The following is a 15,350-nucleotide window of genomic DNA, read 5'->3' as shown; positions in this document are numbered from 1 at the left end:
AACTTCCTCCTCAGTTCAGATCAATCGGCTTGCCGCGCATCTGGAAGTGTTCGGTGGCGACGAAGTTGAACGTCTTGCCGAGGATGATCACTTCGCCATTCGCCTTCATGATGAATTTGGAATCGCCGCATTCGATGACGAATTCCTCGCCGACGGCGATCTTCTTGAATTTTCCGACGCTCTCCAGCGATGTCTGGCCGACATTGGTCACCTTGCTGACGCCGATCTGCTCGGCGCGGGCGATGCCGATCGTGTCGGATTTGAACGAGCCAACAATGGTGTTCATGATGCCGGGAAGCGGGAATAGGCCTGAAGCCGCGTCGCCGACACCCGTGCCGGAGCCGGCCAGCGCCGTCCCTGCATCCGCTCTGGGCGACGGCCCGGACACAACGCCCTCGCGGCTTCCCAGTCCGCCTGCGCCGAGGAAACCGAGCGCTGAAGATGCGAGTGTGCCGGCAAAGGCCGCAAGCCCAGGCCCACCGCCGCCTGCAATTTGCCCAGCCTGCGCCAGCAGCCCGGCCGTATGTCCGGAAAGACCGCTGACAGCCCCCATCAACGCCATTGCCATCGGCCCGGTGCCGCCTACAACGGTGTTCATCGAACCGCCGACTTCGTGTTTCTGGTTGCCGCCGACTTCGACCGTTCGGTTCGCGCCGATCGCCGATACCTCGTGCCGGTCGATGCGCTTGGTGCGGTCGTTCAGCACGCGTGTCGTCTGGTCCTTCTGCGCATGGAAGAACATGTTCTCCTGGCCAGACTCGTCTTCGAACGTCATCTCGTTGAAGCCAGTGCCCTTATGCGAGTTCGAGCGCATGACCATGCGGGTCTTGTTGGCCGGCAGGTCGTAAGGAACAGCATTGGTGGGATTGGGCACCACGCCTGTCACTAGCGGCCGGTCGGGGTCGCCGTCGACGAAGGCGACCATCACCTCCATGCCGATGCGCGGGATGACCTGAGCGCCCCAGGTCCCGCCTCCCCAGACCTGGCTGACGCGCACCCAGCAGGTGTCGGAGCCGTCCTTCTTGGCCTTGCGATCCCAGGGGAACCACAGCTTGATGCGGCCGTACTGGTCGGGATGGATTTCCTCGCCGGAAGGGCCGGCGACGATCGCCACCTGGGTGCCCTCTATCCGCGGCCGCTTGGTCTCGCGGTGCGGCGTCATCGCCACCCGCGACGGCACCGCCTCGAATGTGTTCGTGTATTCCGGTTCGTTGCTATTCGTCTCATAGGAACGGTCGACGACGGTATGCACCGACTTGACCACCACATGCTCCTCATAGGCATGGTCGGGATGGGCGACTTCATAGGGGGTGAAGCGGCGTCCCGCCTCCAGAATGCGGGATGTGGAGGCGCCGAAGACCCGGTCGTGATCGGCTTCGGAGGCCTGCATCCTGAGTTTTTCCGCCCGCTCCGCCTCGGCCACGGACGAAATGCGCGCCGGATATTCGTAAAGCTCGCGCTTCGTCGCTTCCGGCATCTGCACCAGCGACGGCGTTATGGTGCCGGGCACCATTCGCGGCGTCTCGAAGTTCCAGTCGGCGCCTGCCCGCTGCCCCGGCACATAGGAATAGCGCCGGCTCCACTCGTTGATATGGTTGCGATCCGAGGAGCCTTGCGCGAGGCGAACCCGCCCCTCACCCTGCGCCGAGGGCGACGGACCGAGCCAGGATCTCGCACCGTCGGCCACATGCAGCTTGTGTTTGCCGTCCTCATGGGAGAACCAGTAGAACAGGCCGTCTTCCTCGAAACGGCGCGTGAGATAGGCAAGGTCCGTTTCGTTCCACTGCACCGAATAATGCTGCGGCGGCGGTGGCGTGATTACGCCCGAGGTATCGGGCGCGGGAATACCGTGCTCGGAAAACAGCGTCTCGACGATATCGACCGAGGTCTTGTCCATCCAGATGCGGCAGTCGGAACGGCGCGAAAGCAGCCACATCTGCGGCCTGAGCACCATGGAATAGGACCTGAGGCCGCGGGTAATGGGCGGGCCCTCGTTGAGTTCGGTCACCAGGCCGTTGAACGGCCGGCGCACGCCGCCCCCATCGTCACCCTGCTGCACCTCGACGGAGACATCCATCAGCCGGCCGATCAGTTCCTCCGGCTTGACGGATGGCTTCTTGGCACGGGCCGAGAGCCTGATTTCAAAGAGCGAGGAAATACCTTCCTCGATCGTCACCCGCTCCGGCAGAAGCTGGTCTTCGCCGAGCGGCGAGACGATTCTGAGGATTCGGCTCGCCTGGATGAAGTCCGCGGCGGACGACATATCGTTCATCGATGAGGACCTCTCAGCCTACGGCAGCGGCGGACGCTTCCGAGAAGCGTTTCAAAAAGCCGTCGACGAGGGTACGGCGATCGAAATAATGTAAGAGTTCCAGTCGGTTGTTGTTGCCGTTGAAATAGGCGGCAGCCATCGGCCGCTCTCCGGTCTTCTGGATGAAGGTGACCGCGGGATTGCCGTACAGCAAACGGGTCGGCGCCGGATCCTCGCCATAGATGGGAAGAAAATTCAGCGTGACGGACGCTTTGTAATGCTCCAGCGCCTTGGCCGTGAAGATGTTCTTCTTGCCGAGATAGCGGTGCATGACCGTGGTGCGACCGTTCGGGCGGGTCGTCAGCTGCGTTCCCGATTCGAAAAACTCCGAAAGCAATTCCCGCGCTCCGGGCGAACCCTGTAGCTTGCGGCCCTTGAAATAGACATCTTCGCCGATGGCAAGCGTATAGACGCTGCGCATCACCTGAAGATGGCTGGTCCCGACCCCCTTGACGCCTTTGATCTTGATGCTGGGCGCGACCATGCCGAAGACGCTTTCGTCGAACACTTCCTCGACGATCAGATGGTAGTTCGTCAGTTTCACATTATCGATGGCCAATCCGCTCATGGGAAGACTTCCTTCAAGCCCGCGACGACGATGGAGCGAACAGGCGCCGCAACGATGCGGCGCCCCTTCCAGTCGGATATTAAGCGGCCTTGGTGGTCGCGAGATCGTAAGAAGCGATCATCGGCGACTGCGGCGAGTGCTTGTCGTCGTAAGGCGTGTACTTCACTTCCATCTTGGTGAAGTTCAGCTTGATCGTCTCGACCGGGCGGTCGCCGTTGGAATCGATCGAGTAGCTGGCGATCAGCGTGTTCTCGAGGGAGTACTCGATATAGGTGTCGCCAGGATTGCCCGTGGTGACGAGATGGATGACGGAGCGCTTGCCGGTGCGGCCCGAGCAGGCCTCCTGGAAAAGCTTGGTCGACGAGGAGTCGCTGACCTTGGTGAGGATCACTTCCGAAACGGTCGGCTCGGAAGCTTCGCGGTTCGCCGCCGAACCGGCGGAGGTGTTCATGTTGCGGGCTACATTCCAGTGGATGGCTTCGATGTCCATCCATTTGCGATGCTGCTCGTGGGTAGCATCCCCCTGGATACCGTCGATCTGAAGATAAATCGGCATGCTGTCAGCTCTCCTGTTGGCGGTTGAGTGCCTAGTTGCGTCTAAGGCGTAGTTGCCTTTCTTCTCGCTGCTCCCCGAGTTCGCTTGCGGCTCGGGGCTACTTCATCCGACAACCGGTTTTCCCCCGGCGTGTCGAATTCTTGCGGGGCGGCCTCTTCGGCATCGAGGCCGAAGCGATGGCCGTCGTATCCGATGGCGACCCCGGTAATTTTCTTCCCCTGCCCAACGGCATCGAGGAAAAAGGTTGACAGCACCGGCAAGAGGTCGCGGGCGATCATGACCTCGATCGCGCGGGCGCCCACCTCGCTGGTGCGGGCGCGCGAAATCAACGCATCGCGGGCTTCCGGCGACAATGAAAGCTTGGTGCCGTAGGTCGCCTCGACCCGCTCACGGATACGGCCGATCTGGATATCGACGATGCCCGAAAGGGTCTCGTTACCGAGCGGCATGAAGGGCAGCACGGTCGTGCGGCCCAGGAAGGCCGGCTTGAAATGCTTCTGCAATTCCGGCGCCAGCAGCGCTTCGAGCGCGTCTGCCTCCGGCATCGTGTCGGGATCGGCGGCAAGTGCGGCGATCATCTCCGAACCGGTATTCGCCGTCATGACGATGGTGGTGTTCTTGAAATCGATGTCCCGGCCTTCGCCGTCGCGCAGCGTTCCCTTGTCGAACACCTGATAGAAGATTTCCTGAACACCCGGATGCGCTTTGTCGATCTCGTCGAGCAGCAGCACCCCATAGGGCCTGCGCCTCACCGCTTCGGTGAGCACGCCACCTTCGCCGTAGCCGACATAACCGGGGGGCGAGCCGAGGAGCATGGAAATCTTATGCTCCTCCTTGAACTCGGACATGTTGATGGTCGTGAGGTACCGGCTGCCGCCATAGAGCATGTCGGCGAGCGAAAGCGCGGTTTCGGTCTTGCCGGTGCCGGACATGCCGACCAGCAGGAAGACAGCCGGCGGTCGGCGCGGATCGGAAAGTCCGGCGCGGGCGGCCCGCATGGCCGAAGCGATCCGCTCGATCGCCGCGTCCTGGCCAAGCACCCTCTCCTTCAGGCGGGCATCGAGCGTCTTGACGGCCTCGATCTGGTCCGCAAGCAGCTTGCCGACCGGAATGCCGGTCCAGCGGGCAACGACGGCGGCAACGATCTCCCTGTCGACGACGCGCGGCAGGAGCGGCGTTTGATCCGCCACTGTCGCCAGGCTCCGTTCGGTCACGGCAAGTGCAGCGCGTGCGCTTTCCGCCGTCATCGCCTGCGAAGGGAATGGCGCCACATTCGTACCGTCGCCGGTCTTGTCGGCCGGTGCCAGCGGGACGACGGCGTCGTCGGGCGAGAAGAACTCCTCCAGCCGGTCGGCCTCCCGGACGAGCCGGTTTTCTTCATCGAATTTCGACCGGAGCGTATCGATCTCCAGGACGATCTCCTGCTGCTTGCCTGCGATTTCGCCAAGCCGGGCGCGCTTTTCCGGCGTCTCCGGCTCGCGTGCGAGCCAGCTCGACTCGGTTTCCAGAAGATCGCGCTCGTCGGCGAGCAGCTTCAGCGCCTCCGGCGTCGTCTGGCGCGCCAGCGCTACTGCAGCAGCTGCGGTATCGATCAGGCTGATCGCCTTGTCGGGAAGCTGCCGGTCCGGCAGATATCTGGCCGAAAGCCGGACGGCGGCGACGATCGCCTCGTCGCGGATGCGGACCTTGTGGTGGGTTTTCAGGCCTTCCGCCACGCCGCGCAGCATGCGGATGGCGGCTTCTTCGTCCGGCTCGCGCACATGTACGGTCTGAAAGCGGCGGGTGAGTGCTGCGTCCTTTTCGATGAAGCGCTTGTATTCGCTCCAGGTCGTCGCCGCGATCGTCCGCAATTCGCCGCGCGCCAAAGCGGGTTTCAGGATATTGGCGGCATCGCCCTGCCCTGCCTGTCCGCCGGCGCCGATCAGCCCATGCGCTTCGTCAATGAACAGAATGATCGGTTCCGGCGACGTCTTCACCGCATCGACCACGCCATGCAGCCGCCGCTCGAACTCGCCTTTAACGCCGGCCCCGGCCTGCAGCAGACTCAGGTCCAACAGCAGCAGCTTCACGTCCTTCAACCGGGCCGGCACGTTGCCGGCGGCGATCTCCAGCGCCAGAGCTTCGGCGACCGCGGTCTTGCCGACACCCGCCTCGCCGACAAGAATCGGATTGTTCTGCCGCCGGCGCATCAGGATATCGATCAACTGCCGCAGCTCGCGATCGCGACCGATGACCGGGTCGGTTCGGCCCGCGCGGGCATCCGCTGTCATGTCGTGGGTGTAGAGCCGCAGGAATTCATTGTCCCCAGAGAAGTTCGCAGACGAGGCGACGGGCACGGAAAGCTCGCCCGACGGGCCTGGCGCCGCCGTCTCCAGCAACTTGTCGAGCGTCGCCCTGTCGAGATTGCGCATCGACGGGGCAATGCCGCGCGTCACCGCCCGCAACGCCGGCTCGTTGATCAGTGCGGCAAGCAGATCGGCCAAAAGCACGACATTGCGCCCGCATTGCAGCGATGCAACCAGAAAGGATTCCCTCCCAAGGGCAAGCAAGTTCGGAGACAGCGCGAGTGAGACGCCATCCTCCCGCGGGATGTCGGCGATCGCCGCGTCGAGCTCCATTCTCAGCATCTCGGAGGAGAGCTTGAGCTCTTCGAAAACGGCGGAAAATCCTGCGATATCAAGAAGGGAGCGAAGCCAATGGGCGATATCCACGACGGCATGCTGATGACGCACGGCAAGCGAAGCCGCTGTCTCAAGACCGACACGTAGATTGGGCTCAAGCGTTCTTATCAGACGATTGAGATCGATATGGGACATTCGCAAGTCCTGTCTTTACGTCGAAATTCAGTACGCTCACCCGTTGCGAAGAAACAACTAGGGCGCTCATAAACCCTTGTCCAGAAGAAAAACGACTCTATTTTGAAAAATGAGCATATCGAAAGTCGTCATAAATCCGTCATCATCCTTCTATGGTTGACAAGCCAATATGAGCCGCCCAAAATGACCATTCTTCGCATTATGCTCTGCTTTTTGAGGAATTTAACCGCGTGAATGTTCGCGAAATTATAGATCCACTTGAACAAAATCCTCCGTGCGGAGAAAACGTGCGGAGCAATACTGTATCTCGTGAAATATACTATAGAATTAAGGACGCGAGAAACGCCGCGCGTACAGCCGAACGTAGTATTATCCCGGGTGAAACTATTGCGATTGCACCTGCTTGGCACGATGTTAGCAATCTTGGATTGCAGATCCTTTCTTCAAAGAGCAAGGACATCGAAGTATTGGCATGGCTCGCAGAGGCGCAGCTGCGGCTGCGCGGCTTCTCTGGATTGCATGACGTTTACGTCGCAACCGTGTCGCTTTTAGACAAGCATTTCGACGCTTTGCATTCGATCGGCGATGGTGACGTCGAGGAACGGTTTGCGCCGTTTGCGGGACTGAACGGCGTCGGCGGCGAAGGAACGCTTATCCAGGCTATTCGTTTGACATCGTTGATCCCCGGCGGAAAGTTCGCGCAGTTTTCGCTTTGGGATTTCCAGCTTTCGCAGCGGCCGAACGAAACCGAACGACGCAAGGAATTGCAGCAGGCGGCAGCGGAAGCCGGTGTCGCTCAGATGTCAGCCTATCTCGGCGTGCTGACCGGGTGCATCGCCGCATTCGATCGCATGGTCGAAATACTTGACATACACTGCGGCGACCAGGCGCCGCCGAGTTCGAATACACGCAATGTGTTGCAGGAGGCGGCGTCTGCAATCCGGATGCTCGCCGGAATCGAAGCGCCGCTCGCCGCTCCGCAAGCCCTTACTTCGCAAGAATCCGAGCCACTGCCGGCAAGCGAAACCGACGAGTCCGAAGCCATCGGCCTGCGGCCTGTCAGCGCCGAGATGATTCGTTCACGGGAAGAAGCCTTCGAACTTCTGATCGCTGTTGCGCGCTATTTCCGCCGCACGGAGCCCCATTCACCGATCTCCATGTCGATCGAAACGCTGGTGCGTCGCGGCCGCATGGATTTTTTCGAGCTTCTTGCCGAGCTCCTGCCCGAACAGCAGACGCGCAACGCGGTGCTGACGGCAGCCGGCATCCAGCCCGTAGCCGACAAGGGAGGCTAACTGCACGCCGCAGCATCCTCAATTGACAATCCGCCGATGAGACGAAGGAGAATCTTGATGGCAAGTGTGCATGAGAAACTGGAACGGGTTCGCAAACCGCGAGTCCACATCAAATACGAAGTGGAAACCGAAGGCGCGATGGTGGTGAAGGAACTGCCCTTCGTCGTCGGCGTACTCGGCGATTTCTCCGGAAATCCCACGCAGCAGCTCAAGCCGTTCGGCGAGCGCAAGTTCGTGCAGGTCGACCGCGACAACTTCGACGACGTCATGCGCCGCATGACGCCGGGCCTCACCCTGTCGGTCGAGAACACCCTCGAGAAAAACGGAACCGAGCTTCCCGTTTCGCTGAAATTCGAAAGCATGGCCGATTTCGAACCCGGCGCGGTCGTCGATCAGGTGCCGGCGCTGAAGGCCCTGCTCAACGCACGCAACCAGCTGCGCGACCTGATGAGCAAGGCGGACCGCTCCGAAGAGCTCGAGCGCCTGCTCGAGGATATCCTGCAGAACAAGGCCGATCTCTCGCAGCTGGTGGCCCAGCTCGGCGGCGACAAGGCCGAAGAGGCCAAGGACGCATTGAACTGAGTACCTGGGATCGCGGACCGATCGCGCCCGCGCGCTCCATTCCTGAAGAGTCGTTGTCCGGCAGCGGCCCCTTTTGAAGGGAACCCCTCATGCTTCGAGGGCCGCCGCTTTCGCAAAAAGGATCGATAGATGACCGCCGAAACGCAATTGCAAACAAAGGAAGACGTAGGCTTCGCGCCTGATGAAAACCTGCTCTCGAAGGTCGTTGCGGCGACCCGCCAGACCGAGCCAGACCGTGCCCAGGACCTTCTGCGCACCCTCACCGATCAAGCCCTGAAGGGCACCGTCACCTATGATCGCAACCTGACGATCACCTTGAACAATGCCATTGCCGAAATCGACAAGGCGATATCAAGCCAGCTCGCGGCCATCATGCAGTCGCCTGAGTTCACCAAGCTCGAAGGCGCCTGGCGCGGCCTGAACTATCTCGTCAAGAACAGCGAGACCAGCGCCAACCTGAAGATCCGCGTGCTCAATGCATCCAAGCGCGATGTCGCCAAGGATCTGGCAAAGGCCGTCGAATTCGACCAGTCGCGGCTTTTCAAGTCGGTCTATGAAGACGAATTCGGCACGCCGGGCGGCGAACCGATGGGCGCGCTGATCGGCGATTTCGAATTCGACAATTCCTTTGACGACGTCCAGCTGCTGCAGGGCGTGTCGATGATCGCCGCAGCCGCTTTCGCCCCGTTCATCTCGGCCGCCAGCCCGCGCATGTTCGGCTTCGAGGATTTCCGGGAGCTCGCAAAACCCCGCGATCTCGAGAAGATCTTCGAGACAGTTGAATACGCCAAGTGGCGCAGCCTGCGTGACAGCGATGATTCCCGCTTCGTGACGCTCGCCATGCCGCGTGTGCTCGCCCGCATGCCCTACGGCCCGAAGACCAGCCCGATCGAGGAGTTCAACTTCGACGAAACCGGCGGTTCCAAGACCGGCGAGCTCTCCCACGGTTCCTACTGCTGGATGAACGCGGCCTATGTGATGGGCACGCGTCTCACCGAGGCCTTCTCCAAGAACGGCTGGTGCACCGCCATTCGCGGGGCGGAAAACGGCGGCAAGGTCGAAGGGCTGCCGATGCACATCTTCTCGAGCGACGACGGCGATCTGGACCTGAAGTGCCCGACGGAAGTCGGTATCACCGATCGCCGCGATGCCGAACTCGGCAAGCTCGGCTTCCTGCCGCTCTGCCATTACAAGAATACGGACTATGCCGTGTTCTTCGGGGCGCAGACCGCGCATAAGCCGAAGCTCTACGACCGGCCCGAGGCGACTGCGAATGCGGCCGTTTCAGCCCGCCTGCCCTACATGATGGCGACCTCGCGCTTCGCCCATTATCTCAAGGTCATGGGCCGCGATAAGATCGGCTCCTTCATGGAGGCGGAAGATTGCGAGGCCTGGCTCAATCGCTGGATCTCCAACTATGTCAACGCCAATGACGACGCCGGCGAAGAGTCGCGGGCGAAATATCCACTGCGCGAGGCAAAAGTCACCGTCCAGGAAATCCCCGGCAGGCCTGGCGCTTACAACGCCGTGGCCTGGATGCGTCCGTGGTTGCAGATGGAGGAATTGACCACCTCGCTGCGCATGGTCGCCCGGATTCCCTCGAAGAACTGATGAAGCAGGCCCAGGCGCGGCGGGTCGCCGCCGCGCTTGGGCCTTGCGTTCGAAACATCTGTGTCAGGTTGACGATGGGTTCCAACACTGAATGGCGGCGCCGGGCGGATCAGCTGATTACGCTGATCGACGAAGCGCTGAACAAGCAAGTCAATGTCATCCTCCACCATCCAGATTTTCAGGCGATGGAGGCGAGATGGCGTGGCCTTGCCATGCTCGTGCGCGAGGCAAGCCGCAGCGGCGAAGTGAAAGTCAAGCTTCTCGGCGTCAGCTGGAGCGAGCTCACGCGGAGCATGGAGCGTGCCAGCGACTTCGACCAGAGCCATCTCTTCGAACTGATCTACAGCCGCGAGTTCGGCATGCCGGGCGGCGAACCCTTCGGTCTGCTGGTCGGCGACTACCATCTTTCTCCGGCCGATCCGGCCGGCGGCGATCCGGTCAGCACGCTGTCGCAGATCGGCATGGTGGCGGCCGCCGCCTTCTGCCCCTTCATCGCAGGTGCTGCGCCGCTGGCGATTGGGCTTGAAGACTTTCACGAGCTGAACCGGGTCAACGACTTTTCCTGGCTTGCCAATGAGACGGCCCGCATCCGCTGGAACGGTCTGCGCGCGCGTGAGGATTCGCGCTTCCTCGGACTTGTCGCGCCGCGCATCCTGATGCGCCCGCCGCTTACGCCTCATGCACGCAATCGCAACGACGGCTTTCCCTTCCGGGAAAGCGTTGCTAGCGACGGCAGTTCGCTTCTCTGGGGCAACGCCGCTTTCGCCTTTGCGACCGTCGTCATCCGAAATTTCATCGATTCCGGATGGTTCGCCGATATCCGCGGCGTCACGCAGGACGCTATCGACGGTGGCCTACTGAGCGCAACCGAGCTTCCACCTTATGATTTCGGCACCGAAAGCAACGGACTATCAGCTCAGGCGCCGGTGGAAATCCATCTGACCAGCGGCCAGGAGCAGCAGCTCTGCGAGCTCGGCATCATCCCTGCCGCGACCACCTATCTCTCCTCTTCGGCGATTTTCAATTCCAATCAGTCCCTGCATGCGCCGCCGCACTACTCCAACGAACATGCACGCCAGAACGCCCGCCTCGCCGCCATGCTGCAATATGTGCTCTGTGCGTCGCGCTTCTCGCATTATCTCAAGATCATTATGCGCGACGAAATCGGCCAGCTTGCCGATGCGATCTCGATCGAGCGGAAGCTGGCGGATTGGCTGACCGCCTATACGCTCGGCAATGACGACGCCGACATCGCGCTGCGCACCCGCTTCCCCCTGCGCTCGGCCGGCATCGGCGTCGCCGAGATTCCGGGCAAGCCCGGCAGCTTCTCCTGCACCGTCCGGCTGCAGCCGCATTTCCAGCTCGATGACGTTGCCACGAGCTTCCATCTCATCGCCGAGACCGCGACCACGGGCCAGATCCTGAGCCGCCCCGTTGCCATACCCGAGAGGATGTCCGCATGACGCTTTCCGCCAGCATCGCCCAATCGCTCAGCGACAATGCCCTCGATGACGCGATCGAGGAGGTCAAGGCGCATCTGAAGGTCAAGCCGTCAGATCAGGAGGCGCGGCATCTCTATATCGATCTTCTCGTGCTTGCCGGTGACTACCAGCGGGCGGACAATCAGTGCAGCCTTGCTGCCACCCTCTCTCCCGACGCGACGATGGGCTTCGCCCTGCTGCGCAACGAGCTTCGGGCAATGGCGGCGCGCGACGCCTGGTTCGAAAGCGGCGCCCTGCCGGAATTTCCACAGGGGCCGAGCGAACTCGACAAGCTCGCTGTTCGCCTCGGCATCGCCCATCGCAACGCGGATGCGGATGCGGATGCGGATGAGGCTAGGACCACGCTCGATGCGCTCGAGAAGTTGAGGGGCGAACGTCCATTGATCTGGAACGGCAGGGCGGTCTCCGATTTCCGCGATCTCGACGACCGGACACCGCATGCCCTGGAAGTCATCATGACCGGCGGCGGATATCTCTGGATCGATTTTTCCAAGATCGCAGCCCTCTCGATAGAGCCGATTGCCCGTCCGCGCGATCTGGCCTTCCGCCGCGCCGAACTCTCCCTGATCGACGGCGCAGCCGCGTCGGTGCTTCTCCCGGCGGTCTACCATGGCACCGGCAAGGATGCGACGCTCAGGCTTGGCCGCGAGACCGAGTGGATCGAGGAGCCAACCGGTATCACCACCGGCCGTGGTCAGCGCTGCTACCTCGCCGGCGACGAGCTGGTTTCCTTCCATGACACCCAAAGTCTGGAGATCGTGCCGGCAACGGCTGCCGGCAGGCAGGTTGCGCATGGTTGATCCCCTCGAACGCTACCGGCTGCGGGACCGCGTCCTTGCCCGCTCGATCCTCGACAGGTTGATCGACGAGGCTCCGGATCGCACCGCCGATCCGCCGATGAGCTTCGTCGATCAGGTCCGCGACGTCAGGGAGGCGATCCGCCGCGATCTCGAAGCGCTGCTGAACACGCGGCGCTGCCCGGCAACGCCGCCGGCGGCACTTTCGGAACTCAGGGACGCCCTGGTGAGCTATGGCGTCGACGGCATCGTCTCGGCAAATCTGATGACCGACCAGGCCAAGCTCAAGCTGGCGCAAGCGATCGAGAGGCGGATTGCGCTTTTCGAAACGCGGCTGTCCGATGTGCGGGTGACGATCCTCAAGAGCCGGACGATGACCGAACGGGCGCTGCGCATGCGCATCCAGGCGACCTTCAGCCTGCATGAAGGCATGCCGCCGATCAGCTTTGAGTCGACGATCGATCCCTCGACCCAGCGCTTCCTCGTGGAGGCGGCGCATGGCTGAAGGTTTCCTGCACCGTTACAATGAGGAATTGCTGGCGCTCCGCCGCCGGGCCGCGCGCTTTGCCGATGCCTTCCCGAAGATCGCCGGCCGCCTGCGCATGACCGGCGACGTCGCCGACGACCCGCATGTGGAACGCCTGATCCAGAGTTTCGCCTATTCGGCCGCCCGCGTCCGTCAGAAGCTGGACGACGAGTTTCCCGAACTGACCGACGGCCTCCTCGAAACGCTCTATCCCCATTATCTGGCGCCGCTGCCCTCGATGAGCATCGTCAAGTTCCGCCCGAGCGACACGCTCGCCTCGGTCCAGACCGTGCCGCGCCATACGGAAATCCTAGCCGAGCCGGTGAGAGGCGAAGCTTGCCGCTTCCGCACCACGCAGGAAGTCGAGATCGCGCCGATCGAAATCACCGGTGCTGAACTTTCCGGCCAGCCGATCAATGCGCCGCTTTCGCCCTATGCCGGCGTTGCCGGTTGCCTGAGGCTGTCCATCCGCTCTCTCGATGCCCGAAAGCCGCTTGGCGGCCTTGGCATGAGCCGGCTGCGCCTGCACATTCCGTCTCCCTGGCAACAGGCGATGGCGATCTACGAACTGCTTGCCAACCACACGCTCGGCATCGCGCTTGCCAAACATGCGGACGACCGTTCGCCGGTCTTCCTGCCGGCGGGGAACCTCAAGCCGGTCGGTTTCGAGCCTGAAGAGGCCGTGCTGCCCTATCCGGCGCCGAGCTTCACCGGCTACCGGCTGCTGACCGAATTTTTCGCTCTGCCTCGCAAATTTCTCTTCCTCGACATCGAAGGGCTCGATGCGTGGCGCGGCGACACGCTGGAGCTCTTCGTCTACCTCAGGGAAAGCGACGCCAAGCTCGAACGCGCAGTCTCGGTCCGCGACTTCGCGCTCAATGCGACGCCTGTCGTCAACCTCTTCCGCCAGGTTTGCGAACCGATTGCCATCGACGGCACCCGCACGGAATACCGTCTCCTGCCGGATGCGCGGCGCCAGAAGACCCGCGAGATCTATTCGATCGACCGCGTTCTGCTCACCGGATCGCGCGGCCAGGAGGAATTCTGCCAGCCGTTCTTCGGCCGGTCGCAGCGGGCAGGCACGAGCGCGACCTACTGGCAGGCCTATCGCCGTTTCGACGAAGACGACAGGACCAGCGACATGGACATCGCCTTCGTCGACAGGCAGCGCCGTTCTTCAGGTCCTGTCGATGCGGTCGCAAGCGTCGATACGCTCTGCCTCAACCGCGACCTGCCGGAACAGCTTCCCTTCGGCGGCGGCCATCCATTCCTGCAGCTCGCTTCCGGCCATGAGGCGGTCGCCAGCGTCGAAGCCCTGATCCCGCCGACACCGTCGGTCAGGATGAACGATCACGAAGGGCGGAACTGGCGGCTGATGTCGCATCTCATCCTCAATCACCTGTCGCTCTTCGACAATGACGGTGCGGCGCTGAAGGATATCCTGTCGCTCTACGCCTTCCGGGATAGCCCCGAGACCAAACAATTCGTCGATGCGCTCGTCCGGATCAAGGCGGGCAATTCGACCGCCCGTCTCGGCAGCGGCGGCATGGTGCCCGGCACCGAGATCGCACTTGAATTCGATCCGGCCGCCATCGACCGGCCCTCGGCCTTCCTGTTCGGCAGCGTGCTCGACCGCTTCTTCAGTCTCTATACCTCGGTCAACAGCTTCACCCGGCTCACCATTGGGATGAAGGGGCAATCGAGGCCGATCGCCCGGTGGCCGGCACGCGCCGCCGAACGCCCGCTTCTCTAAGGAAGGATCGCTATTAAATCATGGATCTCCCCGCCGCCCGGAAGCCAGACGCCCTTGCCGATCTGCTCGAACGCGACCCCGGCCGCTTCGAGCCGGTGACGGCCTTTCGCGTCGCGCAGGCTTCGGTGGGGGAAGGACGGCTTGATGTCGCCTCGCATGTCGGCGTCTCGCCGGCGCCTCTTGCCGTCAGCGGATACAAGCGCAAGGGCGGCGGCGCCGTCGTCCGCAGTGCGCTTGCCGGTCTCGTCGGGGCACTCGGCTCGATGCCGTCGGCCTATAACGACCTCGTCATGCGCGAGGAGCGCAACAGGTCGCGGGCGCTGGCGGGCTTCTTCGACATGTTCAGCGCGCGGATGGCGGAACTCTTCACTGACGCCTGCGAGAAATACCGTATCGCCCGGCGGCTGCGCTGGGGCGGCACATGGGCAAACAACGCTTTCGTCACCACGCTCCTGTCGCTGACCGGCTTCGGCACCAAGCGTCTCGTCGAAAAGAGCGGCGTCGACGAGGAACTGATCCTGCGTTTCTCGGGCTTCTTCGCCACGCGCCACCGCAACGCCGTCAATCTCCGGGCCATGCTCTGCGAATTCAGCGGCCTGCCGGTGGAGATCGAATTGTTCCGCGGCCGCTGGCTGACCATCCCGATCGAGGAGCGCAGCCGCATGGGCCAGCCGCAGGGCGTCCAGCTTAGCGTCAATGCGACGGCAGGTGCGGCGATTCACGATTTCAGCGGCGGCTTTCGCATCGTCATCGGTCCGCTCGGTTATGCCGATTACCTCTCGCTCGCGCCGGGCGGCCGCGCCATCACCGAGCTCTTCGCACTGACGCGGCTCTATGTCGGTGCGGCGCTCGAATTCGACATACAGGCGATCCTGAAGAAGGAGGACGTTCCCTTCTGCCAGCTCGGGCAGGCAGGCGACCCGCCGCGGCTTGGCTGGAACAGTTGGGCGAGGGTTGCTCCGGCTGCAAGCGACAGCGGCGATGCAGTGATCGTCGAGCGCCTGTCGGTTCAGGCGCGGTGAGGAGACGAGGA

At 62.4% G+C, this 15,350-nt stretch carries 12 protein-coding genes; 8 read left to right on the top strand and 4 right to left on the bottom strand.

What is annotated here, in order from left to right; all coding sequences use genetic code 11:
* Positions 1-10 precede the first annotated feature (10 nt).
* The 4 genes from tssI to tssH form a co-directional block, all read right to left on the bottom strand.
* Positions 11-2,272, bottom strand: a complete 2,262-nt coding sequence (tssI, locus tag GR198_RS08965; protein WP_164068409.1) for a type VI secretion system tip protein TssI/VgrG — start codon at positions 2,270-2,272, stop codon at positions 11-13.
* A gap of 13 nt (positions 2,273-2,285) precedes the next feature.
* Positions 2,286-2,879, bottom strand: a complete 594-nt coding sequence (locus GR198_RS08960; protein ID WP_017956906.1) for a hypothetical protein — start codon at positions 2,877-2,879, stop codon at positions 2,286-2,288.
* A gap of 79 nt (positions 2,880-2,958) precedes the next feature.
* Complete coding sequence (locus GR198_RS08955; RefSeq protein ID WP_003575677.1) at positions 2,959-3,435, bottom strand: Hcp family type VI secretion system effector; 477 nt, start codon at positions 3,433-3,435, stop codon at positions 2,959-2,961.
* A 41-nt stretch (positions 3,436-3,476) separates the two neighbouring features.
* Positions 3,477-6,251: a type VI secretion system ATPase TssH gene (gene tssH / locus GR198_RS08950; protein WP_164068407.1), complete on the bottom strand. Its 2,775-nt coding sequence runs from the start codon at positions 6,249-6,251 to the stop codon at positions 3,477-3,479.
* Positions 6,252-6,481: 230 nt separating this feature from the next.
* Here tssH and tssA point away from each other — a divergent pair, with 230 nt between their 5' ends.
* From tssA to tssG, 8 genes are all read left to right on the top strand, one after another.
* Positions 6,482-7,546, top strand: a complete 1,065-nt coding sequence (gene tssA / locus GR198_RS08945; RefSeq protein ID WP_164068405.1) for a type VI secretion system protein TssA — start codon at positions 6,482-6,484, stop codon at positions 7,544-7,546.
* 57 nt (positions 7,547-7,603) lie between these two features.
* Entirely contained in the window at positions 7,604-8,128 is a 525-nt protein-coding gene (gene tssB / locus GR198_RS08940) for a type VI secretion system contractile sheath small subunit (RefSeq protein ID WP_041937007.1), read from the top strand.
* Between the two features lie 129 nt (positions 8,129-8,257).
* The gene (gene tssC, locus GR198_RS08935) at positions 8,258-9,739 is read left to right on the top strand and encodes a type VI secretion system contractile sheath large subunit (RefSeq protein ID WP_130853777.1); all 1,482 of its coding nucleotides are present in this window, start codon (positions 8,258-8,260) and stop codon (positions 9,737-9,739) included.
* Between the two features lie 74 nt (positions 9,740-9,813).
* Positions 9,814-11,202 carry a type VI secretion system contractile sheath large subunit gene (gene tssC / locus GR198_RS08930; protein WP_164069038.1) on the top strand — a complete coding sequence of 463 codons (1,389 nt, stop codon included), beginning with the start codon at positions 9,814-9,816 and terminating at the stop codon, positions 11,200-11,202.
* On the top strand, positions 11,199-12,041 hold the full coding sequence (locus tag GR198_RS08925) for a type VI secretion system accessory protein TagJ (RefSeq protein ID WP_164068403.1): 843 nt from the start codon (positions 11,199-11,201) through the stop codon (positions 12,039-12,041). The genes tssC (GR198_RS08930) and GR198_RS08925 overlap by 4 nt, the downstream gene beginning before the upstream one ends.
* Positions 12,034-12,543: a type VI secretion system baseplate subunit TssE gene (gene tssE / locus GR198_RS08920; protein WP_164068401.1), complete on the top strand. Its 510-nt coding sequence runs from the start codon at positions 12,034-12,036 to the stop codon at positions 12,541-12,543. The genes GR198_RS08925 and tssE overlap by 8 nt, the downstream gene beginning before the upstream one ends.
* Positions 12,536-14,317 carry a type VI secretion system baseplate subunit TssF gene (tssF, locus tag GR198_RS08915; RefSeq protein ID WP_164068399.1) on the top strand — a complete coding sequence of 594 codons (1,782 nt, stop codon included), beginning with the start codon at positions 12,536-12,538 and terminating at the stop codon, positions 14,315-14,317. The genes tssE and tssF overlap by 8 nt, the downstream gene beginning before the upstream one ends.
* 20 nt (positions 14,318-14,337) lie before the next feature.
* The gene (tssG, locus tag GR198_RS08910; RefSeq protein ID WP_164068397.1) at positions 14,338-15,339 is read left to right on the top strand and encodes a type VI secretion system baseplate subunit TssG; all 1,002 of its coding nucleotides are present in this window, start codon (positions 14,338-14,340) and stop codon (positions 15,337-15,339) included.
* Positions 15,340-15,350: the final 11 nt, after the last annotated feature.

Source organism: Rhizobium leguminosarum (assembly GCF_010668065.1).
Lineage (GTDB): Bacteria > Pseudomonadota > Alphaproteobacteria > Rhizobiales > Rhizobiaceae > Rhizobium > Rhizobium leguminosarum_S.
The sequence above is the reverse complement of the archived record's forward strand: the minus strand, read 5'-3'. Positions and strand labels throughout refer to the sequence as shown.

Excerpts from the sequence above, each read along its gene's own strand:
- tssI (WP_164068409.1), bottom strand. The coding sequence starts at position 2,272 with ATGAACGATATGTCGTCCGCCGCGGACTTCATCCAGGCGAGCCGAATC.
- GR198_RS08960 (WP_017956906.1), bottom strand. The coding sequence starts at position 2,879 with ATGAGCGGATTGGCCATCGATAATGTGAAACTGACGAACTACCATCTG.
- GR198_RS08955 (WP_003575677.1), bottom strand. The coding sequence starts at position 3,435 with ATGCCGATTTATCTTCAGATCGACGGTATCCAGGGGGATGCTACCCAC.
- tssH (WP_164068407.1), bottom strand. The coding sequence starts at position 6,251 with ATGTCCCATATCGATCTCAATCGTCTGATAAGAACGCTTGAGCCCAAT.
- tssB (WP_041937007.1), top strand. The coding sequence starts at position 7,604 with ATGGCAAGTGTGCATGAGAAACTGGAACGGGTTCGCAAACCGCGAGTC.
- tssC (WP_130853777.1), top strand. The coding sequence starts at position 8,258 with ATGACCGCCGAAACGCAATTGCAAACAAAGGAAGACGTAGGCTTCGCG.
- tssC (WP_164069038.1), top strand. The coding sequence starts at position 9,814 with ATGGGTTCCAACACTGAATGGCGGCGCCGGGCGGATCAGCTGATTACG.
- GR198_RS08925 (WP_164068403.1), top strand. The coding sequence starts at position 11,199 with ATGACGCTTTCCGCCAGCATCGCCCAATCGCTCAGCGACAATGCCCTC.
- tssE (WP_164068401.1), top strand. The coding sequence starts at position 12,034 with ATGGTTGATCCCCTCGAACGCTACCGGCTGCGGGACCGCGTCCTTGCC.
- tssF (WP_164068399.1), top strand. The coding sequence starts at position 12,536 with ATGGCTGAAGGTTTCCTGCACCGTTACAATGAGGAATTGCTGGCGCTC.
- tssG (WP_164068397.1), top strand. The coding sequence starts at position 14,338 with ATGGATCTCCCCGCCGCCCGGAAGCCAGACGCCCTTGCCGATCTGCTC.